Origin of the sequence: Enterococcus sp. DIV0724b (assembly GCF_050531475.1) — a bacterium.
GTDB lineage: Bacteria > Bacillota > Bacilli > Lactobacillales > Enterococcaceae > Enterococcus_L > Enterococcus_L haemoperoxidus.
In genome coordinates, this window is record NZ_CP172890.1 from 3380992 (window position 1) to 3405181 (window position 24190).

Genomic DNA, 24190 nt, shown 5'->3' on the forward strand with positions numbered 1-24190 from the left:
TAAAACGTTTTTCCTTATGTTTTACAAAGTAAATAACCTCTTGATCGTACCGTTTTTATGTAGATTGGATTTGAAGTATCTTCTTCTATTTTTCCTCTAATATGGAACATAACATTAGCGATCTTATATTTTTCGTCTGTATATTTTTTGTGCCAGACTGCTTCATAAATTTCTGCATACGTTACAGTATTTCCTATGTTATCTGCAAGAACTTGTATTGTTCTATACTCTAAATTGGTTAGCGGAGTAGTTGGCTTTCCTGCAATCTTCATAACTTGGTTTCTATTATCTAAAGTAAATGATGTTGTTTCTTCATCTTTTGTCGATGATAATTCTTGTTGGTCTATTCGTTTTCTTTTCAACGCATTGATCATAGTTAAACGAAAGATATCTAGAGATTGCTCATCATCAAAGTTTCCATCCGCACCTAATTGGAGAAAAACAACTTTGCTGATAGTATTCATTTTTTGTGCAACAATCCAAATAAGCGTATTCGACCGCTCTTTTATTTTTAAAATGATTTCGCTTGTAGCACAAATCGTCTCATCGTTTTCGATAAAAATGATGAGACCGTCTATCTTTTCTAACTGTTGCGCTGATATATTTTGATCGATTTTTTCAACCGAACATTCCTTTTCGATTGAATGTATGTATTTTTCTTCATTTATTTCTGCTAATTTTACATAGCCTATGTGATACATATCTGTTCCTCTCCTTCCAACTATTGAGGGTTCTTAACCTATATTTACCTTGATTTTTTCTTTTACAAGTGATTTCCAAGCTATTTTTTACCAAAAATCTATTTTTAGCTGTACAATACCTATAGTCTATTTCCTTTATCTTTATTGTTTGACAATATAGATAAAGCCTAATGCAGACTGATATTACTTGATTTATCTATCCGTTGACGATTTTACTGACGGCGCATAAAACAAAAAAATCGTAGGAATCACCCTACGATTTTTTCTAATTTTTGCTTTTCAATAAAGTTTTGTGAAGAGGAAGATAGTAAATAATCAACTGCGGAAATAGCCGCTCGTCTATTTTCCAACATAGAATCTGTATATGTATCCAACGTCATTTTCACTGATGTATGTCCTAGTAAACGACTTAAACTTGTAATATCGGCACCATTTTCCAAGCAACGAGTAGCAAAAGTGTGGCGCAATGAATGAAAATGTATATTCTCTAATCCAGCTATACAAAGCAAGCGTTTAAAACGATAATTGATCAGTCTTGGCTCTGATATTCGTCCTTTGTCAGCAATAACATATTCACAGTTCATTTCCTTTTTTTTATCTAATAAATATTTTTTTAAATTTTGTGATAGTGGAATAATTCTTCTTGAGCTCTCTGTTTTTGGTGTTCCTTCAACGAGTTGCGTTTTCATTTTATCACCTGTGGACTTACTAATTCTGTAAACCGTTCGCTGAACATGGATTGTTTCTGTTTCAAAGTCAATATCACTCCACTTTAATCCACTTATTTCACCTATCCTCATTCCTGAATACAAAGCTAAAATTATAGGTGAACAACTTTTTGATTGAAATGCCGCCAACTCAAGCTTACGTTGCTCTTTAATGGTTAACGCATGTACAGGTTTTATTTTTGTTTTCGGCAATGTGATCCCTAAACAAGGATTCTGATTGATGTATCCTTGCTTTTCCGCTTCACGCAAACAAATTTTTAAAATATGAAAAATATTCCTTATATATCCTGAAGACAAGTCTAAATTTTCCAAGTACTCAATGAATTCTTGAATATCTATAGAATTTATTTTTGTTAATCTTTTTTTATTAAAATACATTAAAAGGTAATTATTGATAACACCTGAATAAACAGAAAATGTAGTTTGTTTTACCATTTTTTTTAAATATTTTTCTCTCCAGAATAATAGCCAATCTGGGAAATCACCATAATAAATATTTTGTGAATTTTGTTTGCCAGTATATTTTGCTTTCAAAACGATCAGACGTTCTTTAACCTCAGTATATTTTTTCCCATAAACATAGCCGTATTGAATTTTCCCGTCAGGAGTACGATTTTTAATATAACGTCCTTCCCAACGTCCGTCTTTTCGTTTATAAATATTTTCTCCTTTTTTCGACATATTGATTTCCTCCAAGTTTTTGACGGTATTTTTGACGGCTTATTTTTAGAACCCTCTTTAAAGCCTGTTTAATCAGTGTTTTGCATATAAATAATACAAATAATTATTAATAATTCTCTAATTTTTAAAATATTTTTTAAAAAAATGAAAATAATAAGTTTATCCTCCCATTGACTTACTTGCGTTTTAACATTAGAATCGTAGATGTAATAGAAATAATTATTTTCTATTTATATTTCATTCTATATTGTCAAACAATAAAGAAATTCCATCAAAAATATCTTAAATAAATATATTTTTGAAACTGATTTTATACCCTGCGTACCTATTTTAACGCATATAAATTACATTACTATTTATTTCCAGAATTTTTTTGGGAAATTTATCCTTTTTTATATGAGAATCAATATAACCCGAAATAAAACGAAGATTCAGTTTTATTTCGGGTTATTTATCTGTATAAATAGTGTAAAACTAACAATTCCTTCTTTCTTTTTCGAATCAAAACACGTTGTTTTCTTACTCACTTTTAGATTTCCTCAATGTTTAACTCTTACTATTCATTATTTCCTAGATACTATAAACTAAAAAAGAGATGAGAAAACAACTTTATAAGTTGCTCTCATCTCTTTCAACAGAATAACATTCTATTTTCCGACTAATTATTCTTCAATATATGCCCATTTAAAGTCATATTTTGCACCAGTTGAGTGGTAGACAATATCTTTGACCTTATCAGAACGAAGATGTGCTTCAGCTTTTTGATACAACGGGATAACGCCCATATCATCCATTAATACTTTTTCTGCATCCAGCATGTCTTTCCAACGCGCTTCAGGATTATTTGCGTTCGTCGTTGCAGCACTTTCTACTAATTTATCATATTCAGGATTTGAATAGTGTCCTCTATTATAAGAATTACCCGTTGTAAATAAATCTAAGAAACTACTTGGATCCGCATAGTCTGCACCCCAAGCGCTAACGGAGATTTGGAAGTCTCCTTTATTAGAACGATCTAGACGAACAGAGAATGGCACTGGACTAACAGATACTTTTAATCCGTCTAATGTATCCGATAATGAACCTTGAAGATATTCAGCCATTTTCTTCGCATTATCCGTATCATCAATCAATAAATCTACTGATAATGTAGAAACACCTAATTCATCTTTGGCTTTTTTCCATGATTCTTTGGCTTTATTAACATCGTAAACAACTTCGTCACCTGATTCTTTGGCAAAGTCTTCATCTGTTTTAGGATCAGTCGCTAGACCTTCTGGAACTAACCCCGTAGGAACTGCTGAACCGTTTGCCAAAATTTGTTCAACTAACGCTTTGCGATCGATCGCATATGATATTGCTTTACGTAAATTCACGTTACGATAGGGTGAGTTTTCTTCTCTTTGATTTGGTTCAAGATAGAAAGTTGACGCACCTTTTAACACAATATAGTTTGGTTCATTTTTCATTTGTTGCGCCAATTCACCAGACAATGGAACTTCATCTGCTTGTCCATCTTGGAATAGGTTCAATGACGTTGGCGCTTCTTTTACAACATCGATTGCAACTTTATCTAATTTTACTGTATCTTTATCCCAGTATTTATCATTTTTCGTGTAAGACCAGCTTGTATCAGTTCCAGGTCCATCAAAATCAGTTAACGTGAATGGTCCATTATAAACTGCTTTATCACTCGCTGTTGTGTAGTCTTTGCCATATTTCTCAGCAATATCTTGTCTTTGCGGTAAAAATGATGGGAAAGCTAATAAGTAATCAAAGTACGGTGTAGCTTTTTCTAATGTGATTTCTAATTCGTAATCACCAAGTGCTTTGATCCCAAGATCTTCTTTTTTCATTTCGCCTTTAGAAATTTTTTCAGCATTTTTTACAGAGTTAAACATATATGCGTATTCTGATCCTGTCGCAGGATCAACTGTTCTCTGCCAACCATAAACAAAATCTGCCGCTGTTACAGGTTTATCATCTGTCCATTTCGCATCTTCTCTTAATTTAATTTTGTAGGTTAAACCATCTTCGCTAACTGTAGCCATTTCAGCTGCTCCAGCAGGTTGTGGTTTGCTATCTTTATCTAGTCGATAAATTCCTTCATAAACATTGTTTAATGCAACAAAGCTTACTTCATCTGTTGCAAGTGAAGGATCCGCACTTGGCATTTCTTGTCTTTCAATGAATCTAAATACATTTTCATTACTGCCAGATCCGCTGTCAGCATTTTTAGAATTTCCGCCGCAAGCAACTAGGGCAATACTTGATACCGTAACCAAGCCTAGTAAGGCAATTTTCTTTAATTTCATATAAAAAACCCCCATTTTAATAAAATCTATAAAGAATATATCAGATTTACGAGGCTATGATAATTAAAATATTACAACTGGTTTAGTAAAAATATTCTGAATTTTTTCTAATTATAATAAAAAAAGAAGCAAAATACCTAACGGCTTTGCTTCTTTCCAAGTAATATTTACTTATTTCGCATAATCTACTGCACGAGTTTCCCGGATAACTGTCACTTTAATGTGTCCTGGGTAATCTAGGTCGTCTTCGATCTTCTTACGAATATCTCTAACTAAACGAACAGCTTCTAAATCTGTGATTTCATCTGGTTTGACCATTACGCGAACTTCACGTCCAGCTTGTACGGCAAAACTAGATTCAACTCCTTCAAATCCATTAGAAATATTTTCTAAGTTTTCTAAGCGTCGAATATAATTTTCCATTGACTCGCTGCGAGCGCCAGGTCTAGCAGCTGATAACGCATCTGCTGCAGCAACCAATACAGAAATAACAGAGGTTGCTTCTACATCGCCATGATGGGATGCAATAGCATTGATAACTGTTGAATTTTCTTTGTATTTAGCAGCTAATTCTGCACCGATCTCAACATGCGAGCCCTCGATTTCATGATCCAGCGCTTTACCGATATCATGTAATAATCCGGCACGTTTTGCTAATTGGATATCTTCGCCTATTTCTGCGGCTAAGACACCAGTTAATTTAGCTACTTCAATTGAGTGGTTCAATACGTTTTGACCATAACTTGTACGGAAACGTAAACGACCTAAAATCTTGATCAAATCTGGATGTAATGTGTGCGCACCAACTTCAAAAGCTGCTTGTTCACCGTATTCGCGAATACGTTCATCCATTTCTTTACGAGATTTTTCAACCATTTCCTCAATACGAGCTGGGTGAATCCGTCCATCTTGAATCAATTTTTCAAGAGTCATACGAGCGATTTCTCTACGAATCGGATCAAATCCTGAAAGTACCACAGCTTCCGGCGTATCATCAATAATCAAGTCGATTCCTGTTAAGGTTTCTAATGTACGAATGTTACGACCTTCACGGCCAATGATTCTTCCTTTCATCTCATCGTTTGGTAAACTAACAACAGAGACAGTTGTTTCGGAAACTGAATCCGCAGCACAGCGTTGAATCGCCAGAGAAAGTAAATTTTTGGCTTTCCGATCTGACTCTTCTTTAGCCCGTTGTTCGGACTCTTTAACCATTACTGTTAATTCATGACTTAATTCTTCTTCTGTTGATTTCATGATAATATCTTTTGCTTCATCTTTAGATAGTGAAGCAATACGTTCTATTTCTTGGTGTTGCTTTTCAACTAGTTTCTCTACATCTTTTTCTCGCTCATCAATTAATTGCTGTCTAGCACCAAGTTTCTCTTCTTTTTCTTCCAGTGAGTTTTCACGTTTTTCAAGAGAATCATCTTTACGATCTAACGTTTGTTCTCTTTGTAATAAACGATTTTCTTGAGATTTAAGTTCTACTTTGCTTTCTTTCAACTCACTTTCAATTTCTGACCGATACTTCTGGTTTTCTTCCATAGCTTTTAATAAAGCTTCTTTTTTCAGAGTCTCTGCTTCTTTACTGGCACTTTCAATTATACCTTCTGCAGAGGACTTTGCACCATCTATAGCCTTTTCATGACGTGATTTTGCAACGACTAACCCTAAACCAAGACCGACAACTAAACCGATGATAGCGAGGAGAATTCCTAAAACCATTGTTTCCACCTCCGTACTATCTTCAATTTTTCAATATTCATGTAGTTTTCTGATAAACTATAATCAATTATCAATATGCCTACTTGCATACGTGTTTTGCACACAACTTTATTCTAATGTTTGTACACCAGTGTGTCAACTTAAAAAAGCCCTTTCCCGCTGAAAGGTCTTCAATGGGAAAAAGAATTTGCGATACACAAAAAAACAAACCAATGAAATGCTTTTGACAGCTCTCATTGGTTTACTTTGTACTCTATATTATTCTTCGTCAAGTGGAAGTTCTTCTTGTGCTTGTTCTTCCTCAACAATAGCCGTTCCATCACCAATACCAAATGCATCACGAACACGTTTTGAGACTTCTTCAACCATTTCTGGATGTTCCGTCATATAGACTTTAACGTTCTCGCGGCCTTGACCGATACGTTCTTCTTTATAGCTATACCAAGCTCCGCTCTTATCGACAATATCTTTTTCGACAGCCATATCAAGTAATTCTCCTTCTTGAGAAATCCCTTGGCCGTACATGATATCTACTTCAGCGACTTTAAATGGTGGTGCTACTTTGTTTTTGACAACCTTAATTTTTGTACGGTTACCGATAATATCTGTTCCTTGCTTCAATTGTTCTGCGCGTCTTACTTCCAAACGAACAGTTGCATAGAACTTTAAGGCACGACCACCAGGTGTTGTTTCAGGATTACCGAACATTACGCCGACTTTTTCACGAATTTGATTAATAAAAATCGCAATCGTCTTCGTCTTATTAATCGAACCTGAAAGCTTACGTAAGGCCTGTGACATTAAACGTGCTTGCAAACCAACGTGACTTGCACCCATTTCGCCATCGATCTCTGCACGAGGTACTAGCGCCGCTACAGAGTCAATAACAACGATATCAATCGCACCACTGGAAACTAATGCATCAGCAATTTCTAATCCTTGTTCACCAGTATCTGGTTGTGAAAGAAGTAATTCATCGATATTTACACCTAATGCTTGTGCATATTGAGGATCTAATGCATGCTCTGCATCGATAAATGCAGCTGTTCCGCCTTGTTGTTGTACAGAAGCAATTGCGTGCAATGCAACAGTTGTCTTACCAGAACTTTCTGGTCCATAGACTTCTACAATCCGTCCACGAGGATATCCGCCGACACCCAATGCAACATCCAAGGCCAGTGAACCACTAGGAATAGTCGAGATTTGTTGATCGATCTTTTCCCCTAATTTCATTACTGAACCTTTACCAAAGTTCTTTTCGATTTTTTTTAGTGCGGCATCTAAGGCCACTTTACGATCATCTGCCAATCGATAATCCTCCTTATATATAAACGATTTAAATTCCTTTTCAATAAATATATCATAACTGGTTTATTTAAAAAAAGCAAGAGAAAAACGAACAAACATTCGCCTTTTTATTTTTTCTTATCAACTGCTCTTCGAATCAGGTCTAATCCTTTCATTACAGCGCTTTGGCGAATATAACTTCGATCACGATTAAAATGCTGGAGTACAGCAATCGTCGGCTGACCTTTTTCTGCTAAACCAATCCAGACGGTTCCAGCAGGTTGCCTTTCTAATTCATCTGGGCCTGCTACACCTGTAAATGATACTGCAAAATCTGCATCTGCTAATTTTCTTGCTTGTTCGGCCATCGCGATTGCACAAGCCTCGCTAACTGTCCCTTCCTTTTCAAGCAATAGAGGATCGATACCTAAAAATCGTGCTTTTGTCTCAGCAGAATAAGTGACGAATCCGCCTTTAAATACTTTCGAAACACCTGATATATCTCCCAAAGTACTTTGAAAAAGGCCTGCTGTCAGACTTTCTGCAGCCGTTACCGTTTTCCCAGCTTTCTTTAATGCCTCAACTGTGACTTTTACTAAACTGTTCTCATCACCATATCCATAGAAATACTCGCCAACTTTATTCATGACTGTTGCTTCCAGATTGTCTAATAACTTCTTACCTTCTGTTTCATCCGAAATCTTAGCTGTTAAGCGTAATGTTACTTCATTTGGTTTGGCATATGGTGCGATCGTCGGGTTTGTTTGAGTGTCGATCAATTCTTTTAATTCTGTCACTAATTGTGATTCACCAATCCCATAAAATCTCAGAACTCTAGACATCAATTGGTCTGCTTGCGGGAAAAGTTCTTCTAATAATGGACGAGCATGTTGCTGAAACATAGGCTTCAACTCATTGGGAGGTCCCGGTAATAACAAATAAGTCGTCTCGTTTTCAGTGATCAATGTTCCCACTGCCAACCCTGTAGGATTTTGAACAGCGATTCCTCCTTCGATCATCAAAGTCTGCCTTAAATTGTTTTCGGTCATTTTGTTTTTTGAAAACTCAAAAAATTCATGAAGACGAGTAAGTGCCAACTCATCCTGAACTAAAGCATGTTGGATATGTTCAGCCACAGTATCTTTGGTCAAATCATCATCTGTCGGCCCTAATCCGCCGCACAACACGATCAAATCACTACGATCCTCAGCTTCACCCAACAATTGCTCTAGACGCTGCGGATTGTCTCCTACAACGGTATGATAATACACCTCGATTCCTAAATCTGCTAATTCTTTTGATAGAAACGTCGCATTTGTATTGACGACTTGTCCTAGTAACAACTCTGTACCAACTGCAATGATCTCAGCTTTCATTTTTCTCCTCTTCTCTAATAAGATACGTAAACGATTCTGATTTCATTTTATCACAGGAAATTTTTTTGTTACTATGAAACGGCTTTATTTACTTTATAGTTTAAAACAGGAAAATAATTATCATTTATATAATAATATGATACAATTTGTATATTGATAAAAAAAGGAGGATACATATCAAAATGACAGCACTTATTGGATTATTAAGTTTTTTAGGTATAGTAATTGGAGGATTTCTCTCATTAAAAGCAGTTTTCAAAAAACAACCGAAAAAGAAGGCTTTAATTTTAACTGGGGCTAGTTTTGCCGTAATGATTGGTGCAGCTTTAACACCTACATCATCGCCACATATTGCCCTCACCGATAAAACAATAGAAACAAACAATCAAGGAACCGCAATCATTGAAGGAAAAACGAATGATCAAAGTAAAATCACGCTGGATGGAGAAAAAATCGAAACAAAAAACGGTGAATTTTCTTATAAAGTTACCTTAAAAGATAATCAACCTCAAAAACTAACATTTGTAGCTTCCATCGGTGATAAGGACAAAGCCGAAACAATCGAAGTCAAACCATCAAAGGCGTTCGTTGCTTTTTTAAATGAAGAAAAACAAGATCAAGAAACCCTGAAAAAAGCGGAAACTGCTTTAGTTTTAGCCGAAAGTAAGCCTACGCAAAAAAATTACGATGAAGCTGCAACACGCATCACTTCATTAACAAAGGAAAAAGAAGACTTCACAAAACGTTTAGCAATCGTAAAAGAAAATGTACCGATTTACGAGGCTGTTGAACTGGCGGAAACAAAACAAACAAAAGAACAGGTCGATTCAGCAACTGCCTTAGTAGCAAAAGCAACTCTAAATAAAGACTCTTTACTAAAGCGTTTAACAACTGTTCAACAAAAAATTACAGAAAAAGAAAAGACAGAAAAACAAATCGCCTCGGCTCGTGAAGCTGTAGAGAAAGCCGAACAAGAACCGACAGACGATCATTACAACCAAGCAATCGCGAGAATCAAAGAACTGCCAAATGGCAATGCTGAATTAACAAATCGAGCCAACAGTGTAAAACAAACACTTACAGCTCAAAAAGAAGAAGCAAAAAAAGTGGCTGAAGCACAAAAGAAAGCGGAGCAAGACGCCCAAAAAGCTGCTGCAGAACAACAACAAGCACAAGCTACTGCCGCTCAAACACCAGAAACTCCTGCACCCGATACACAAGGAACTGGAGAAATGGTCCTAGTTACTCGGACGGGAGAAAAATATCATAATCGCAAGTGCGGCAATGGAACCTACACTCCTGCAACACTAGAAGAGGCACAAGCACGCGGTCTAACACCTTGCTCTAAATGCTATTAAATTATAGAAAAAATAGGCCTTCCTACGATTGGAAGTGCCTATTTTTTTCTCTATCAATGCATAAACATATAAGCTGAAATCAAATACAAAATCCAAATATGCAACGGATAGAAGAAATAAAAGAAATTCTTCATTCCTCTTCCTTTTTCACCATTAAACAACATAATAGGAATCACGGCAAAAATCATCATCCATTGTGTTGACCCTTGGAAAAAGAACATCACTGCTACTGAAGCTATCAGCACACATTGCAACCAACGCTGATTTTTTGCCAAATACATCAACGGAATCAACAACACCATCACACTATTTTCTGCAAACAGTAATGCTGGAATAAAATTAGCACCCCAGACAGCTGCCATGATCGTGCTTGGATTTGACATAAGCGACATTAAAATTCCCGAAGAGATGATTGGAAATAGTATAATAGCAATCCCTACTAAAATTTTCACAATTTTTTTACTTGAACGACCTTCAGAAATTTTATCGATTCCATACATCATTATTGCTCCGACTAAAAGGTCACGAAAAATATTATTCATCAGCTGAACTTCTTCATATCCAACAATCTTCTGTAAAGCAAAGCTTCCCAATGTCATGATGACCATACCTAAATACAAACGCAGCATGTATTTTTCCTTGCTTCTTGTGTGACTAAATCCAACCACACTGACAAAGAAAAAAAGTGTCGCAACCGGCCGGCCAAACCAATCCAACCAATTCGGTGCACCCATTGGAACAAACATTTGATGGATATGATCGATAAACATCAGAACGATCCCCATTATTTTTAAATCAAAAGTCGTAAACCCCTTAAACTTACTTGTTGTTAAATTATCCATTATTATACACTCCTCACTTATGAACCTAACGTATTATAAAATAAAGGATCTTTTTTTACCTTAGAATCATCTTGCAGGAATCTATCAATTTTGTCATTCAGGGAATTTCGGTTCAAAATAAAAAAGCAGTTAAAACAAAACCTTTCACAGCTTTGTCTTAACTTCTCAAATATTTTTCTATTGATGAACACTAAAACGTTGGTTTGGATGTGCATTTTTCTCAATTTCATCTACCATTGCAATCGCATAATCAGCGTATGAGATATAGCTTTTACCCTCGCTATCTACTTCTAACTCTTCGCCAGCCGTAACATATTTACCAGTTTCTACCCCTTCTGCATCAAATTCTGCAGCTGGGCTAATATACGTCCAATTAACATTTTTTGCATCTTCTAACAACTCTAACCCTTTACCCATTGCAGTCGCTAATGGTTTAAATGCTTCTGGAAAATCTGGTGTTTCACTTAAACGTACAGTGTGTTCTGGATTTACAAATAAACTTCCAGCGCCACCGACAACGAACAAACGTGTTGTTTGATTCGTTAAAATGTCGATCAAATGTTGTGTGGAGCCAGAAAATTCGCTCACATCACCCCAGAATCCTAAAGCGCTGACCAAAACATCAAAGTCTTTTATATCGTCTGTTGTTAACTTATATACGTCTTTTTCAATGACAGGCGTACCATCTGTGATTTTGGCAGCATTACGAACGATGGCTGTCACATCTAGTCCTCGTTTTTTTGCTTCTTTCAAAATTGCTGAACCTGCTTTACCGTTTGCTCCTAAAATTGCTACTTTCATGTTTTATTCTTCCTTTCTTATAATGAAACTTTTTTTGTTACATTTACTCTTAAAAAGAGAAGAGACACGTTTAAGTCTCTTGTTGCTTAATTTGATGAATCACATCAGCTAAGGCAATTTCTTTTAATTCGGCTTCCATGCTTTGCTGCACTCTACTATATTGTTCTTCTAAAGCAGATTGGATATTCGCTCCAACAAGGCAGTTCGGATTAGGATTTTGATGAATGTTGAATACTTCATGATCTAACTCGACCGCTTCATAAACATCATACAGAGAAATATCTTCTGGTTTTTTCAACAAATAGGTTTGAGTTGCGCCTCTGCTTGTGTGGATAAGTCCAGCTTTTTTTAGCTTACTCATCAACCTTCTGACGACAACCGGATTAGTATTTACACTTGATGCAATCAATTCAGAATTGACACGATCGGGTGGCCCGATCTCAATCAAACTGAGAATGTGGATTGCGACACTTAATTTCGTCGACATGGCCATGTCTATCACTCCAACTCTTAGTAACAAATTAAGTTACATTTAAATCATACTGCGATTATTTAAAATTGTCAATGGATAAACTTCTGTCAAAAGATTTATTTTTATTTTCATGCTAAAATCAAACATAAGTAATACTTCAATAAAGAAAATAAATACTACCTATAAATCTAGTTTCTAAAGGAGCTTAACATGGAAATCAAATTATCTGTCCTTATCGCAGAGAACAAAACAACCATTGCATTTAATGACCACCAAGACGTTATTAATATATTGGACAACAGCGAATCAATCACACTAGATCGACCTGTAGTTTATATTTTACTAAAAAATAACATCATTACTTCAATAGGAAAATCTTCCGTAGGCACATTCAAAAGCGAATTAGATTTTAATAAAATCATCACGATCGCTCCATCATGGGACATCGAGCTAAACTATTTAGTCCAACAATTCATCACAGAAGCAATTGAGAACGACATCAAACTTGCTACTATACCTGAGCTAGAAACAAAAATTCCAACAAGTTATGAAAAAACAGTCACAGCTTATAAAGACCAAGTTCTTTTGGTACTTGAAACATTTGGTTATCACCTAAAACATCATGAGGAACCTAAAAAAGCCAAGTCAAAACCTGCAAAAGCGCGTCACAAGTGGACAAAGGAAGTCAGCCAAATTGAATTTTCTATCGATACTAGGGAAAGCAAAGCCACCGCACTTTGGCATAAGCGTAATGAAATGCTTCTAAAAGCTGGCGCAACAATGATGGCAGAACCGCCACTTAATAAAGATGGCTCTCTAGGATTTTCCGCAAAAATGGGACAAAGAATTCGAGAAGATCATCAAGATAAAGTGAAAAATTTCGTTACAACTGAAGATATCATTTTAAAAAGTGTCAATGAAGTGGGCTTGTTTTTGTATTTTGGCGGAACAAATAGCTGGCTAGAACTCGTCGATGCCAACGGTAAAACACTTAATGAATGGACAGTTGTTTAATAAAAAACTAGGAGCCATGTCTTTAACCCAATAAAAGACATGGCTCCTAGTTTTTCTATCATTTACTATCAGTATGTTTTTGGACGCTCAATAGTTGTTCGATCTTCTCACGTTGATCATTTAAATAATTTGGAAGATATAGTGGGATTTTTTGAAAATCATGGCTTTGATTTGCATAAGCTTCAGATGATAAATGACCCTCTTCTGTCGCTACCTCAAACAGTAATTGATTTGGTTCACGATAATAAAGCGATTGGAAAAACTCTCTATTTTTAATGCCGGAATTGATAAAATTCCGCTTCTCTAACGCTTGGTCGACTTCTCTTAAACGTTCAATAGAATGTACGCCAAACGCAACATGATGAACGCCGCCAATCCCCGGTTCGGCAATTGGATTTATTCGATCTTGAATAATATGGACTTCTTGATAAAATCGATCATCTTGATTTTCCAATATCGTCACTTGATTATCACTCGTAAAAAATGATGTTTGAGCTTTCACTTGCCAGTCTAGGGTCAATAATTCTTTTTCACTAGCGTCTGCATATTGAACTCTCAACTGAATTGCATCAATGCCTAAAATAGCATGTTCAGCTGGAACAGTCTCTTGTACGTAGGGAAAATAATCTTCTATGTTCTCAAATGATCTTAGTGGCGTTAAGGCTAGTTGCGTATTATCTGGTGCCTCAAATCGAAGAATCGGTCGCCCATTAAACAGCTCGATCCCATATTGACAAATCCCCTTTTCTTCCAAATAGACTTGCCAAAAATCAAGAGATTCCACCGTTGGTACTTTTAAAACTGTTCGTTCAATCGTATTCGTTCCAAATGTCTGCTCTACACCTTCTCTGATTTCAAAAAAGGTCAGTTCTGTACCTACTCTTTGACGGTCATCTGAAAAAAATAAGTGATACATCTTATGGTCATCTTGATTGATCGTTTTTAATAGTAATTTCAATCCAAGTATATTATGATAAAAGTTAAATGTTGGCTCGATATAACGGTTTATAATCGAAATATGATGAATACGTGCAGGCATAGATTATTTTCCTTTCTATTACATAATCGGAGGTTTTTTTAATGAAGCATTTTTTTCAAAAAGGAGCAGACTCAAAACAATTAATTGTGGCTTTTCACGGTACTGGTGGAAATGAATATCAGTTACTTACAACTGTGGCAAAATTGTTTCCTGCAGCAAGTTTACTAAGCTATCTAGGTTCAATTGGAACAGATAAAAATAGACGATTTTTCCCACCGTTAGAAAACGGGAAACTAAATAGAGAGGCATTTGATCAAGCGGTCTCAAGTTTTCTAACAGAAGATTGGGCAACGGTTGTTACACACGAGTATGAAGAAATCATCTTTCTCGGCTATTCAAATGGAGCCAATTTTATTTTAGGGCTTTTAGAGCAACAACCTACCATAGCAGATACAGTTATTCTACTTCATCCAAGTAACTTAATCTACCAATATACACAAGCTTCAGCTGACACAAAACTGATCTTAACAACAGGTGCCCAAGACACGCTAAGCATTGCTGGGGACGTCTTAAAACTATCTTACCAACTCGAAACAGCATTTACTTGGGTAAAACTTCTTCTTGTAGACGGTGGACATCAACTTTCTCCACAGGAACTAGACGACGTTCAAGCAACGTTAGCAGAAATAAATGACTCAACACCAACTCTTTAATTAAAAAGAAGTAGCGTATGATTTTAAAAATCATACGCCGCTTCTTTTTGCTGAATCATTGTTTGATACGTATCCAGCAATAAGAAAAAGTCATCCACAAATCGATCCAATCGAAATTCAATATCGGGATTCTTGATTTCTTGGCGAATAATATCTTGATCGGTAATAAACACATAATTTGGCACTAAATTAGCTTTCATATAGCTTAGTACAGGACGGATTTGTTGCTCAGGAATCAAAAAATGTTTCTCAGACCCCGCAGTGACGATCATTCCTGCTACCTTATTTCGGAAAGCGTTAACTGGCAACATATCAAACAAATTCTTCAATGTTCCTGGCATCGATGCTTGGAAAATCGGCGTGCCAATGATCAAGCCATCTGCCTCCATGATTTTTTTCAAGGCTGCCCCAACTTCGCCTTCATGCTGAAGGTATTCCCGTCCGTCAGCGAAAGGAAATTGTATTTCTGAAAAATCAATAACATCCACAACAACCTCTTTGCGCACTTCTTTTATTTTATTGACCGTATAATTAACAGCCACTCTTGATTTACTACCAAAAGCGGATCCGATTATTGCAACGATTTTCATAAAAATCCCACCTTATTCTTTGGTATACTTTTTAACTTCCGGCATCACTTTGGTCGCAATCAATTCAATATTTTTCTTCACTAGATCAAGCGGCACACCGCCAAAATCGATTTGCGCCATAAAACGTTGATGTCCGTATAACTCGTATTGATAAAGCATCTTCTCGATAATTTCATTGACGCCTCCAACCATTAGCGTATCTCTGGTATCTTGTGATTGAGCAAAATGTTGTTTTGGATACGTTCCACCACGAATCGCTGACCAACCGGCATTTAAGAATGGATACATTTCTTTCCGCGCTTGGCTACCAGTCTCTGCAACATAAAATAAACTTGTTGTTGCAAGTGGAAATTCTTTTTCATCATACCCTGCTTCTGTCAGAGATAAACGATACGCATCCACTGCCCGTTTGAAAATCGGTGCAGGTCCTGCTAATGTCGTCAACATCATTGGAATACCATCTAATCCAGCCTTGATAGCACTATCTGCTGGACCACCCACTGCACGCCAAACAGGTAATTGTCCACGAAGCGGTTGAGGTAAAATTTCTGCATTTTGTAGCGGCGCACGAAATGCACCTTCCCAGTTCATTCGTTCATTTGGTGCCGCTTCATTCAATAATTTTAACAAGTGCATTTTTTCTTCAAACAATTCTTCATAATCTTTTAAATCAAATCCAAGAAGTTCATAAACACCCACACGTGAACCACGACCAGCCACGATTTCAGCGCGACCATTTGAAATTAAATCTAACGTGGCATATTCTTCATACACTCGGACTGGATCATTGGTACTTAAAACGGTAACGGAACTAGAAATCTTAATATCTTTTGTTTGCGCTGCGATTGCCGATAAAATCACTTGGTTCGCTTGTCCGATAAAATGACTTTGATGACTTTCGCCAACACCAAACACGTCGATGCCTGCTTCATCGGCAAATTTTGCCGCTTCGATAATGTCATTGATTCGTTGTTGCTCGCTGATCAGCTTCCCTGTCATTGGATTTTTAACGTGATCTCCTAATGAATATAACCCGATTTCCATGCCTTTTGAAGAATCGATTCCGAATTTTTCGTTCATTTTTTTGTTCATTTTCCTACACTCCTTTTTCATTCTCTAACTATTGTTATGATTTCATCAATTTTTTACTGATTTTTGCTAATTGAAGGACTTCTTGTTTCGTTAAATTATCAAATGCGGATGCTTGCAGCTTACTTTGGGCAATAAAACAATTATCTAGTTGTTCTTGCCCTCTAGCGGTCAAGGAAATGTATTTTTCCTTCCACTCCTGTTGGCGTGTGATCCAGCCATCCGCTTCAAACTGTTTGATCATTTGCGAAACACCACCCTTGGAGATAAGTAATTTCTCTCCTAGCTCCTTTTGCGTGATTGGTTGATTTTCCTGAATCTGATGAAGCATATCGAATTTTGAAGCATTTAGGTCATATTGTTTTAGAAACTCATTGGACTGAAGATTACTCTTTTGAACAAACTGCAAGATGGACATCCAACAACTTAATTTTACTTTTTCTGTAAGTGATAGTTTTTCCATTTTTCTGAACCTCTCTTTAGTTTAGAACTAAACTGATAACGCTAGTATAATATACTTACTAAAAATAAGCAAACTATTTTTACTTTCTATCTTTAACTTGTATTACGACTAACACTAACCTTAGCTGAAGTACAGTTCTTCCCTTTGATTCTTTCTAGTATTATTAGTATAATGAGTATGTTTTTCAGAACATAACCGAAAGCAATAGAGTGGAGAGTATAGAATGATGAATAATTTTTGGGCAGAACTACCAAAGCCTTTTTTTATTTTAGCACCGATGGAAGATGTGACCGACGTTGTCTTTCGCCATGTTGTCAAAGAAGCAGGCGCACCTGATGTCTTTTTTACTGAATTTACGAATTCGGATAGTTATTGCCACCCAGATGGTAAGGAGAGCGTGCGTGGACGTCTCGTTTTTACCGAAGATGAACAGCCGATGGTCGCTCATATTTGGGGTGACAAACCTGAGTTCTTTAGAGAGATGAGCCTTGGATTAGCCGAAATGGGTTTTAAAGGTGTCGACATCAATATGGGGTGTCCTGTCCCTAATGTAGCCGGACGCGGAAAAGGGAGCGGTCTTATTTTACGACCAGAAGTAGCAGCTGAACTGATTGAAGCAGCCAAAGCTGGTGGGTTACCTGTTAGTGTAAAAACACGGATCGGCTATGCGGAAATTGCTGAAATGGAGGATTGGATCACACACCTATTAAAGCAGGATATTGCCAATCTTTCTGTTCACTTACGGACACGGAATGAAATGAGTAAAGTCGATGCCCATTGGGACTTGATTCCTCAAATCATGGAAATCCGTGATCGCATTGCGCCACAAACACTGATTACAATCAATGGTGATATTCCTGATCGTCGAACAGGATTAAAGCTGGCAGAACAATATGGTGTAGATGGCATTATGATCGGCCGCGGAATTTTTAAGAATCCATATGCGTTTGAAAAAGAACCAAAAGAGCATTCGCCGAAAGAGTTGCTTGGATTATTAGAGATGCAACTTGATTTACAGGATCATTATGCAGAAATGGTTCCACGCTCGATCGTTGGTTTGCACCGTTTCTTTAAGATTTATGTGAAGGGATTTCCTGGCGCTAGTGATTTGCGTGTTAAATTGATGGGGACGAAATCGACGGATGAAGTTCGTGAGATTTTGGGGGCATTTTACATGGATGACTCAAGTGATTCGTTGCCCGAGCAACTAGAGAATTAATTCTTGTTATGATGAAAGTTCATACACTTTTCAGAAATGGAGAGTGTTTTTTATCTACATAGATTGATTCAAAAAAGCTTATCAAAAGACTTTAAGGACTTTTGATAAGCATAGAATTAAACAAATATAGAGTAAGAATAAGTTGGTCCAAAGTTCAATCATAATACTTGATTTAATTTTTACGATTCTCTTTATCAGACATACTTAGCTAACTTGCTCTATTTAATTTTGATCGCTTCAAATAAATTTTTTCCTTGCATTGTACTTATTTAACAATTCAAAATAATCGACGGCTCAATAAAGAACTATATTTCTTTTAAAAATGAATGATCATTTCTTATGTATTTTAAAGTTCCCTCTTTTCCTTACTATGTTTTTCTAGTATCTTTCGTTCTATATTTTCTACCAAAAAATCAAATTCTGATACCCTATTAATATAAACTTGTTCTACTTGCTTGTCAGCAAAGACTATATTTGTATCTGTAATTATAAGATCTGGATTTAAATCTAATCGATCTACACACTTTACTTTACTCCCAAAAAAGCAGCTGATTTTTTGTTTTAGCAAATTACTCATAGTAATATCTGCATCTTGGACAAAAATTTTAATAGACTGAGATTCTGAATTTTTCAACTCAACAAACAATGCGTAAATGGAAAAATATATGTAATCAATCAAAGCTGTTTCTGTGATATATTTAGGGATCTGTTTAAAAAATTCACTATAATGTGTCGTTTTTAACTGCTGAAAAATCCTTATTGTTTTTTCTCGTATTGTTTTTTCAAATTGATCCATGTTCGTATATACTCTTTCATCATAAACATAATCAAACTTTTTTGAGTCGATAAAGCAAGTTTTTACAATCAGATGATATAAATCGATCTCTTGCCTGACTCTTAAATATAAATATCTATCAGTCGATTCATCAAAAAAAGCATTTATAATTTTTTTGACAAAAATATTACTATGTTCTATGAAAGAAAAGTGCTCTTTTGAAAAAAACATTTCATACTGCTCTACTTCTAAAGGGTCGTTAAAAATTTTTTCCTTATAAAGAATAAACAATGTTGCACTTGCTTCAGACCAAATTTGTTCATTCGTTTTATTTTTACTTTTTGAGAAATAATCAAATAGCGTTTTTAAATTAGGAGAGTTTATCCTTTTTTTTGAGAGTTCTATTAATTTTTTATTATTCGTAAAATTTCGTTGTTTGGATCGAACAATACTAATATACGTAATTAAACTAATATGATACTGTTGAATCACACTTTTGTTTTCCCATTCAACAATTCTTTGAGAAAAGTAATCATTTAATTCGTGAAACTCTTGTGGCCTAAATAACCATGTGTTTGACGCTTTAGAAAAAAATTGAAAATAAAAATTTCTTATCCGTAATTCCTCTCCGATAATTTTATTTTCCCTGGATAGATTTAATCCACACTCTTGAAGAATTTTTTTTAATTTTTTTCTACGCCTTGAAAAAGTTGGCTGACTTATATACTCTGTCTCACAAAATTTGCTAACATCAATTTTTTCATAAAGAAATATTTGTTCAATGATTTTGTACATTATTGATTGTAGTAGGTACTTACGTCCTATCGCATTTATATCTATATTCGTAGCGTAAACATTTTTAATTATGTTATTCGTGTAGTTAACTTTAAACACATCTTCATCCAGCTCTTGTTCAAATTGCTTAACTATCATTGAAACCGTTCTTGACACTAAACCCGTTTCATTTACAATATCTTTAATGCTTACTTCTTGTTTACTATTGTTAATCATGCTAAGTATTTTCATTTTTCTATCATAAATATCATCTAAAAATAATCTCATTTTCTAGTCACCTTCTTTATTATATCCATTTTCCAAACACACTATACTAAATATACACATTAGATTTTTAAACGAATTTCTTTTTTTTCACTCTAAGAATACTTTATTGAAAAACTTATTTATCATGATACAACATTTCTTTATTTAAAAATCCTTTTTTTTTAAAATTTTTTCTAAAAAAAATAATAATCTCTCTATACAACTTATCTCAACAAGGAATCTAAGCTATTCGATTTTAAAACTGACAAAAAAACCTTCAAGTAATTGAAGGCTTTTTATTTTCCTCATTCATTTTGATGCATTTATCTGAAATAGTATATTATTCGTTTGATTGAATAACTACTTTTTATTCTAACAACTGTGCTCTTTATCCATTCCTCACATGACTATGCAATTTCAAATACGCTTTCCATAACCATGGATGAACTACCTGAATGTCATGATTTAATAGATAGTCGATATAACAATAGGCAGCCTCTTCTAAAGAATTATCTAAAGCCGTCATAAGTTGAGTAAGATGTTGAAATATTAATCTCATAATACCATTTTACAGGTGTTCTCGCTGCCATTTTTATACTATATAAAAGATATATTCTTTCAAAAAGAAGAGAGTACAAACTCTATCAGTACCTCTTAAAAATCATATTTGGCTTCTTTTTGTTGAATCATTATTTGATACATATCCAGCAATGAGAACAAGTCATCCACAAATCGATCCCATCGAAATTCGATATCAGGATTTTTGATTTCTTGATAAAGTGCGAGAGATTTTAGGGACGTTTTATAAAGTGAAACCAAATGAGCCTTTATCAGAATAATACGGTTATATAGTTGTTTTAAGCGCATCTAGAAATAGAGCGCTTTTTCTTTTTTACTACCGAGATTTAGTAAGTACGAAAAAAACAGTATAAAAAAAGCACCCACTTTTTGTAGGTACTTCATATAAGATATCCCACTGTTTTGTTATCAAGGTATCCTAACAACTTAGTCAGCTTTATAATAGACATACTCTGCTCGAACTGATGTCGCGGTATTTTGCGTACCCACCGCAACAATTTTATCGCTGCTTATATCTCCCTCTATTATATCGCCCATTACACCTTTGGGCAAAAATGATACATAGATTACTGCACCAGGGAGATTACTTCTTAAAGAAATAAATCCTTGATTTTCTTCAAGTCCTAATTGCTGTTCATAGGACTTAACTTTGTTACTATCGCCCATATATGATACTAAATTAGGTGTTCCATCTGCTGAGTTTAGATTGGGAATATCTACGTTTAGCCCTGTTATTTCTCCTGCTTGCTTCTGGTTAGAAATGTCTGTAAAACTCATTGTAGCGTTTTCCACAAAAATTGTATTCCCTAATCCATTTACCCAAGTTCCATTGAGGCTTGTGAAATCGCCTTGTTGAATTTGAGAGAGATTCATCGATTCAATGGCTTCGTTTGCTTGCTCTTCTCTTGCTTGTTCCTGTGATGCATCTGTTTCTTTTGTCTCCTGAACTATGCTAGATTGCGTAGTTGTTTGTTCGGTGGTTTCTTTAGTTTCTTTGGTTTCTTTCATATTAGTAGTCAACTCTGTAGTTTCTCTACTGCTAGATGATATTGTAACCGTATCTACGCTTGATTTACCAGAATTGTTACACCCTACTAAAACCCCCAGAAACACCAGGCTCAAACCTAACAAAATAGTGCTCTTTATTTTTTTCACACCAAATCCTCCAAGTCTTTTGTATAACCTTTAAACTATACTTATCCCTGTTATAATAATATACATTATACGCCTCGTCTATCTTTAAATGATAGCTAATTATACTAGCATAACCTTTCTACATGCTTCAAGGAAAGGTTTTACTCGGTTTAACGCCTATTTTTCTTAATAAATTCACTAATATCTTGCATGCAATCTTCTGCCTGTGGATAATTTCCTACGTGATCAATGTATGCATGCCCCATACCTTTGTATAAAGTAAAAGTCGTATCCACTCCTAAATCAACCAATTTTTTAGCATATGCTAAACTTTCAAAGGTTAAGAAATCATGCTCTCCTGAAGTGATCATCGTTGTTGGCATTTTTTCACTGACTGACATATAGGGTGTTAAGTATTTATTTAAAATATCTTTTGTCCCTAAAATATCGGATAAACTGGTCGTCATTTCACCAAAAATCTCAATACCGGGACGAATAACATTGGCTTGTTTCGCGTAAATCGCTACATCCTGATCGATATCAAATTCAGTATATTCATCCTTGATCCCACCCATATTAAGCGTTGGGTAAAGTAAAATTTGACCACATACATCGTCACGATTTTCTTCAATATTTCGGTTACTACAATACGCTGTTAAGTTCCCACCAGCGCTATCTCCCGCGACGAAAATACTCCGCTTATCAGCTCCCCATTCTTCCACATGGTCAGCTAACCATCTTAAGCCAGTGTAACAATCCTTATGCCCGATCGGGAAAGGATTTTCAGGTGCTAAACGATAGTCAATACTGACCGCAATCATATTGGTTTGACTAACAAATAACCTCAAGGCTTCTCTCACAACATCCGTACTACCAGCAAAAAAGCCACCGCCATGAATAAAATAGAGCACAGGTGAATGAGCCATCGGTTTTTCCGATTGAAAACGAGTCATGGGAATATCAAAACCATCTTCCGCTTTAATCGTAAAAGTCATTTCTTTAATGTCCTCTTCAACCATTGGTGTTGAATCTACGCTATTAAACATTTTTCGCAAACGTTTGATCGATTTTGGGCTAGCATCCATTTTCAGCATACTTTTGGGGATAAATTTCATCAGTAGACTCATTTTTTTAGCCCCTTTATACACCCGCGGATCCATTGCACCCTCGATATCACAATCTGGAATTGGTTTTATGATGACCGACACATCACGACGTGTTTCTGTATATTGTTTAGTTTGGATCGCTTCTACTAATTTTAGATCGTATTCCCGTGCCATTATGATTCCTCCCAAAAGTGAAATGATTAATTTCCTTCTAATTCCTCAAGTAAATGATACAAGGCTCCCAACAATCCAGCTTCATTTCTAAAATGACATGGAACAATTTCTACTGGCGTCAACATCGTCTCTAACAATGGAGCAGAGGCAAGTAATTGTTGATATTGTTGCTTTATTTCTTCCACAAGAATGGGTTGTTCGCTGATACCGCCACCAATAGCGATTCGTTGTAAATCAACGACTGATTGAACATTCATGATGACAATCACCACATTGCGACAGAATTCTTCAAATAATGGATAAATTAATTCATTTTTCTTTTCTAATTCTTCGAATACTTTTTTACCATCTAAAGGGTCCTCTAACTTCAATAAGTTTGACGCTTGTCGAATGAAATTTACTGCCGAACCTTTCGCTCCCGCCACAGTCTCCAAACTGATTGGAACATTCGTTGAAAGAAGCATGAAACTTAACTCCCCTGCTTGGAAATGACTGCCTGAGTGAAGTGCTTTATTTAAAACAAGACCGCCACCAATACCTGTACCAAGTGTCATCACACCGCCATTTTCGATGTCTTTTAATTGTCCTAACCACAATTCAGCAAGTGCTGCTGATTTACCGTCGTTCATTATGGCGCATCTTAGGTTCATATAAGATTCAATAAATTCTTTCAAATGGAACTGATGTAAGTAAACCAACGCTCCCCCATGATAAACAACCCCTTCTTTTGAATCGATTTTACCTGGACAGCTAACAGCTACCGCTTTAACTTGTCCTTTGTATTGATCAAGAATACCAGTTAAACAGCTTTTGAACTCTTCAATATTCTTTGGTGTCTCTTCCTTTTTCACAAAAATAATTTGGCCACTACGATTAATTAAGGCGTGCTTAATGTAGGTGCCTCCAATATCAATACTTAAAAAGTGAGTGGTTAATTCAGTCATACGGCTTTCCTCCTATTATCTCTTGAAAAAATTTTAACAGCGCTTTCAATTGTATTCTACTCATTTCAGAGAGAAATAATA

Annotated in this window: 21 protein-coding genes; 4 read left to right on the forward strand and 17 right to left on the reverse strand. The window is 35.6% G+C overall.

What is annotated here, in order from left to right; translation table 11 throughout:
- Positions 1-14: 14 nt before the first annotated feature.
- The 6 genes from IGJ02_RS15660 to IGJ02_RS15685 form a co-directional block, all read right to left on the reverse strand.
- Entirely contained in the window at positions 15-701 is a 687-nt protein-coding gene (locus tag IGJ02_RS15660) for a winged helix-turn-helix domain-containing protein (protein WP_010762253.1), read from the reverse strand.
- Between the two features lie 248 nt (positions 702-949).
- Positions 950-2110, reverse strand: a complete 1161-nt coding sequence (locus IGJ02_RS15665) for a tyrosine-type recombinase/integrase (protein WP_010762252.1) — start codon at positions 2108-2110, stop codon at positions 950-952.
- A 662-nt stretch (positions 2111-2772) separates the two neighbouring features.
- Positions 2773-4425 carry a peptide ABC transporter substrate-binding protein gene (locus IGJ02_RS15670; protein WP_430602665.1) on the reverse strand — a complete coding sequence of 551 codons (1653 nt, stop codon included), beginning with the start codon at positions 4423-4425 and terminating at the stop codon, positions 2773-2775.
- 171 nt (positions 4426-4596) lie between these two features.
- Positions 4597-6153, reverse strand: a complete 1557-nt coding sequence (gene rny / locus IGJ02_RS15675) for a ribonuclease Y (RefSeq protein WP_010762250.1) — start codon at positions 6151-6153, stop codon at positions 4597-4599.
- Between the two features lie 258 nt (positions 6154-6411).
- Positions 6412-7461: a recombinase RecA gene (recA, locus tag IGJ02_RS15680; protein ID WP_010762249.1), complete on the reverse strand. Its 1050-nt coding sequence runs from the start codon at positions 7459-7461 to the stop codon at positions 6412-6414.
- 107 nt (positions 7462-7568) lie between these two features.
- Positions 7569-8816, reverse strand: a complete 1248-nt coding sequence (locus IGJ02_RS15685) for a competence/damage-inducible protein A (RefSeq protein ID WP_430602666.1) — start codon at positions 8814-8816, stop codon at positions 7569-7571.
- A 182-nt stretch (positions 8817-8998) separates the two neighbouring features.
- Here IGJ02_RS15685 and IGJ02_RS15690 point away from each other — a divergent pair, with 182 nt between their 5' ends.
- Positions 8999-10174 (forward strand): hypothetical protein, encoded by a 1176-nt coding sequence (locus IGJ02_RS15690; protein ID WP_010762247.1) that lies wholly within the window; start codon positions 8999-9001, stop codon positions 10172-10174.
- Between the two features lie 53 nt (positions 10175-10227).
- On the opposite strand, the gene IGJ02_RS15695 is transcribed toward IGJ02_RS15690, so the two are convergent.
- The 3 genes from IGJ02_RS15695 to IGJ02_RS15705 form a co-directional block, all read right to left on the reverse strand.
- Positions 10228-11016, reverse strand: coding sequence for a TraX family protein (locus IGJ02_RS15695; protein ID WP_430602667.1), 789 nt, complete (start codon positions 11014-11016; stop codon positions 10228-10230).
- 177 nt (positions 11017-11193) lie between these two features.
- Positions 11194-11817, reverse strand: a complete 624-nt coding sequence (locus IGJ02_RS15700) for an NAD(P)-dependent oxidoreductase (protein WP_430602668.1) — start codon at positions 11815-11817, stop codon at positions 11194-11196.
- Between the two features lie 70 nt (positions 11818-11887).
- Positions 11888-12310, reverse strand: a complete 423-nt coding sequence (locus IGJ02_RS15705; protein WP_430602669.1) for an Rrf2 family transcriptional regulator — start codon at positions 12308-12310, stop codon at positions 11888-11890.
- 189 nt (positions 12311-12499) lie between these two features.
- Here IGJ02_RS15705 and IGJ02_RS15710 point away from each other — a divergent pair, with 189 nt between their 5' ends.
- Positions 12500-13303, forward strand: coding sequence for a hypothetical protein (locus IGJ02_RS15710; RefSeq protein WP_430602670.1), 804 nt, complete (start codon positions 12500-12502; stop codon positions 13301-13303).
- 58 nt (positions 13304-13361) lie between these two features.
- Here the strand turns inward: IGJ02_RS15710 and IGJ02_RS15715 are convergent, their stop codons facing one another.
- Positions 13362-14342: a VOC family protein gene (locus IGJ02_RS15715; protein ID WP_430602671.1), complete on the reverse strand. Its 981-nt coding sequence runs from the start codon at positions 14340-14342 to the stop codon at positions 13362-13364.
- Positions 14343-14383: 41 nt separating this feature from the next.
- Here IGJ02_RS15715 and IGJ02_RS15720 point away from each other — a divergent pair, with 41 nt between their 5' ends.
- Positions 14384-14995 carry an alpha/beta hydrolase gene (locus IGJ02_RS15720; RefSeq protein ID WP_430602672.1) on the forward strand — a complete coding sequence of 204 codons (612 nt, stop codon included), beginning with the start codon at positions 14384-14386 and terminating at the stop codon, positions 14993-14995.
- 23 nt (positions 14996-15018) lie between these two features.
- Here the strand turns inward: IGJ02_RS15720 and IGJ02_RS15725 are convergent, their stop codons facing one another.
- From IGJ02_RS15725 to IGJ02_RS15735, 3 genes are read right to left on the reverse strand one after another with little or no spacing between them, the layout of a single operon-like run.
- Complete coding sequence (locus tag IGJ02_RS15725; RefSeq protein ID WP_430602673.1) at positions 15019-15585, reverse strand: NADPH-dependent FMN reductase; 567 nt, start codon at positions 15583-15585, stop codon at positions 15019-15021.
- 12 nt (positions 15586-15597) lie between these two features.
- Positions 15598-16677, reverse strand: a complete 1080-nt coding sequence (locus IGJ02_RS15730) for an LLM class flavin-dependent oxidoreductase (protein WP_010762239.1) — start codon at positions 16675-16677, stop codon at positions 15598-15600.
- A gap of 34 nt (positions 16678-16711) precedes the next feature.
- The gene (locus IGJ02_RS15735) at positions 16712-17137 is read right to left on the reverse strand and encodes a MarR family winged helix-turn-helix transcriptional regulator (RefSeq protein ID WP_010762238.1); all 426 of its coding nucleotides are present in this window, start codon (positions 17135-17137) and stop codon (positions 16712-16714) included.
- 223 nt (positions 17138-17360) lie between these two features.
- Between IGJ02_RS15735 and IGJ02_RS15740 the strand changes: the two genes are divergently transcribed.
- Complete coding sequence (locus IGJ02_RS15740) at positions 17361-18356, forward strand: tRNA dihydrouridine synthase (protein ID WP_430602674.1); 996 nt, start codon at positions 17361-17363, stop codon at positions 18354-18356.
- A gap of 346 nt (positions 18357-18702) precedes the next feature.
- Here the strand turns inward: IGJ02_RS15740 and IGJ02_RS15745 are convergent, their stop codons facing one another.
- The 4 genes from IGJ02_RS15745 to IGJ02_RS15760 form a co-directional block, all read right to left on the reverse strand.
- Positions 18703-20193 (reverse strand): helix-turn-helix domain-containing protein, encoded by a 1491-nt coding sequence (locus tag IGJ02_RS15745; RefSeq protein ID WP_430602675.1) that lies wholly within the window; start codon positions 20191-20193, stop codon positions 18703-18705.
- A gap of 984 nt (positions 20194-21177) precedes the next feature.
- The gene (locus IGJ02_RS15750; RefSeq protein ID WP_430602676.1) at positions 21178-21906 is read right to left on the reverse strand and encodes a DUF6287 domain-containing protein; all 729 of its coding nucleotides are present in this window, start codon (positions 21904-21906) and stop codon (positions 21178-21180) included.
- Positions 21907-22055: 149 nt separating this feature from the next.
- The gene (locus IGJ02_RS15755; protein ID WP_430602677.1) at positions 22056-23165 is read right to left on the reverse strand and encodes an alpha/beta hydrolase; all 1110 of its coding nucleotides are present in this window, start codon (positions 23163-23165) and stop codon (positions 22056-22058) included.
- A gap of 26 nt (positions 23166-23191) precedes the next feature.
- Positions 23192-24109, reverse strand: a complete 918-nt coding sequence (locus IGJ02_RS15760) for an ROK family protein (RefSeq protein WP_430602678.1) — start codon at positions 24107-24109, stop codon at positions 23192-23194.
- Between the last annotated feature and the right edge of the window lie 81 nt (positions 24110-24190).

What these genes read in the sequence shown, in the direction of transcription:
- IGJ02_RS15760 (WP_430602678.1), bottom strand. Translation starts at nt 24,109, where the DNA reads ATGACTGAATTAACCACTCACTTTTTAAGTATTGATATTGGAGGCACC.
- IGJ02_RS15660 (WP_010762253.1), bottom strand. Translation starts at nt 701, where the DNA reads ATGTATCACATAGGCTATGTAAAATTAGCAGAAATAAATGAAGAAAAA.
- rny (WP_010762250.1), bottom strand. Translation starts at nt 6,153, where the DNA reads ATGGTTTTAGGAATTCTCCTCGCTATCATCGGTTTAGTTGTCGGTCTT.
- IGJ02_RS15695 (WP_430602667.1), bottom strand. Translation starts at nt 11,016, where the DNA reads ATGGATAATTTAACAACAAGTAAGTTTAAGGGGTTTACGACTTTTGAT.
- IGJ02_RS15730 (WP_010762239.1), bottom strand. Translation starts at nt 16,677, where the DNA reads ATGAACAAAAAAATGAACGAAAAATTCGGAATCGATTCTTCAAAAGGC.
- IGJ02_RS15715 (WP_430602671.1), bottom strand. Translation starts at nt 14,342, where the DNA reads ATGCCTGCACGTATTCATCATATTTCGATTATAAACCGTTATATCGAG.
- IGJ02_RS15665 (WP_010762252.1), bottom strand. Translation starts at nt 2,110, where the DNA reads ATGTCGAAAAAAGGAGAAAATATTTATAAACGAAAAGACGGACGTTGG.
- IGJ02_RS15710 (WP_430602670.1), top strand. Translation starts at nt 12,500, where the DNA reads ATGGAAATCAAATTATCTGTCCTTATCGCAGAGAACAAAACAACCATT.
- IGJ02_RS15755 (WP_430602677.1), bottom strand. Translation starts at nt 23,165, where the DNA reads ATGGCACGGGAATACGATCTAAAATTAGTAGAAGCGATCCAAACTAAA.
- IGJ02_RS15745 (WP_430602675.1), bottom strand. Translation starts at nt 20,193, where the DNA reads ATGAGATTATTTTTAGATGATATTTATGATAGAAAAATGAAAATACTT.
- IGJ02_RS15700 (WP_430602668.1), bottom strand. Translation starts at nt 11,817, where the DNA reads ATGAAAGTAGCAATTTTAGGAGCAAACGGTAAAGCAGGTTCAGCAATT.
- IGJ02_RS15705 (WP_430602669.1), bottom strand. Translation starts at nt 12,310, where the DNA reads ATGGCCATGTCGACGAAATTAAGTGTCGCAATCCACATTCTCAGTTTG.
- IGJ02_RS15725 (WP_430602673.1), bottom strand. Translation starts at nt 15,585, where the DNA reads ATGAAAATCGTTGCAATAATCGGATCCGCTTTTGGTAGTAAATCAAGA.
- IGJ02_RS15740 (WP_430602674.1), top strand. Translation starts at nt 17,361, where the DNA reads ATGATGAATAATTTTTGGGCAGAACTACCAAAGCCTTTTTTTATTTTA.
- IGJ02_RS15735 (WP_010762238.1), bottom strand. Translation starts at nt 17,137, where the DNA reads ATGGAAAAACTATCACTTACAGAAAAAGTAAAATTAAGTTGTTGGATG.
- IGJ02_RS15670 (WP_430602665.1), bottom strand. Translation starts at nt 4,425, where the DNA reads ATGAAATTAAAGAAAATTGCCTTACTAGGCTTGGTTACGGTATCAAGT.
- IGJ02_RS15690 (WP_010762247.1), top strand. Translation starts at nt 8,999, where the DNA reads ATGACAGCACTTATTGGATTATTAAGTTTTTTAGGTATAGTAATTGGA.
- IGJ02_RS15720 (WP_430602672.1), top strand. Translation starts at nt 14,384, where the DNA reads ATGAAGCATTTTTTTCAAAAAGGAGCAGACTCAAAACAATTAATTGTG.
- IGJ02_RS15685 (WP_430602666.1), bottom strand. Translation starts at nt 8,816, where the DNA reads ATGAAAGCTGAGATCATTGCAGTTGGTACAGAGTTGTTACTAGGACAA.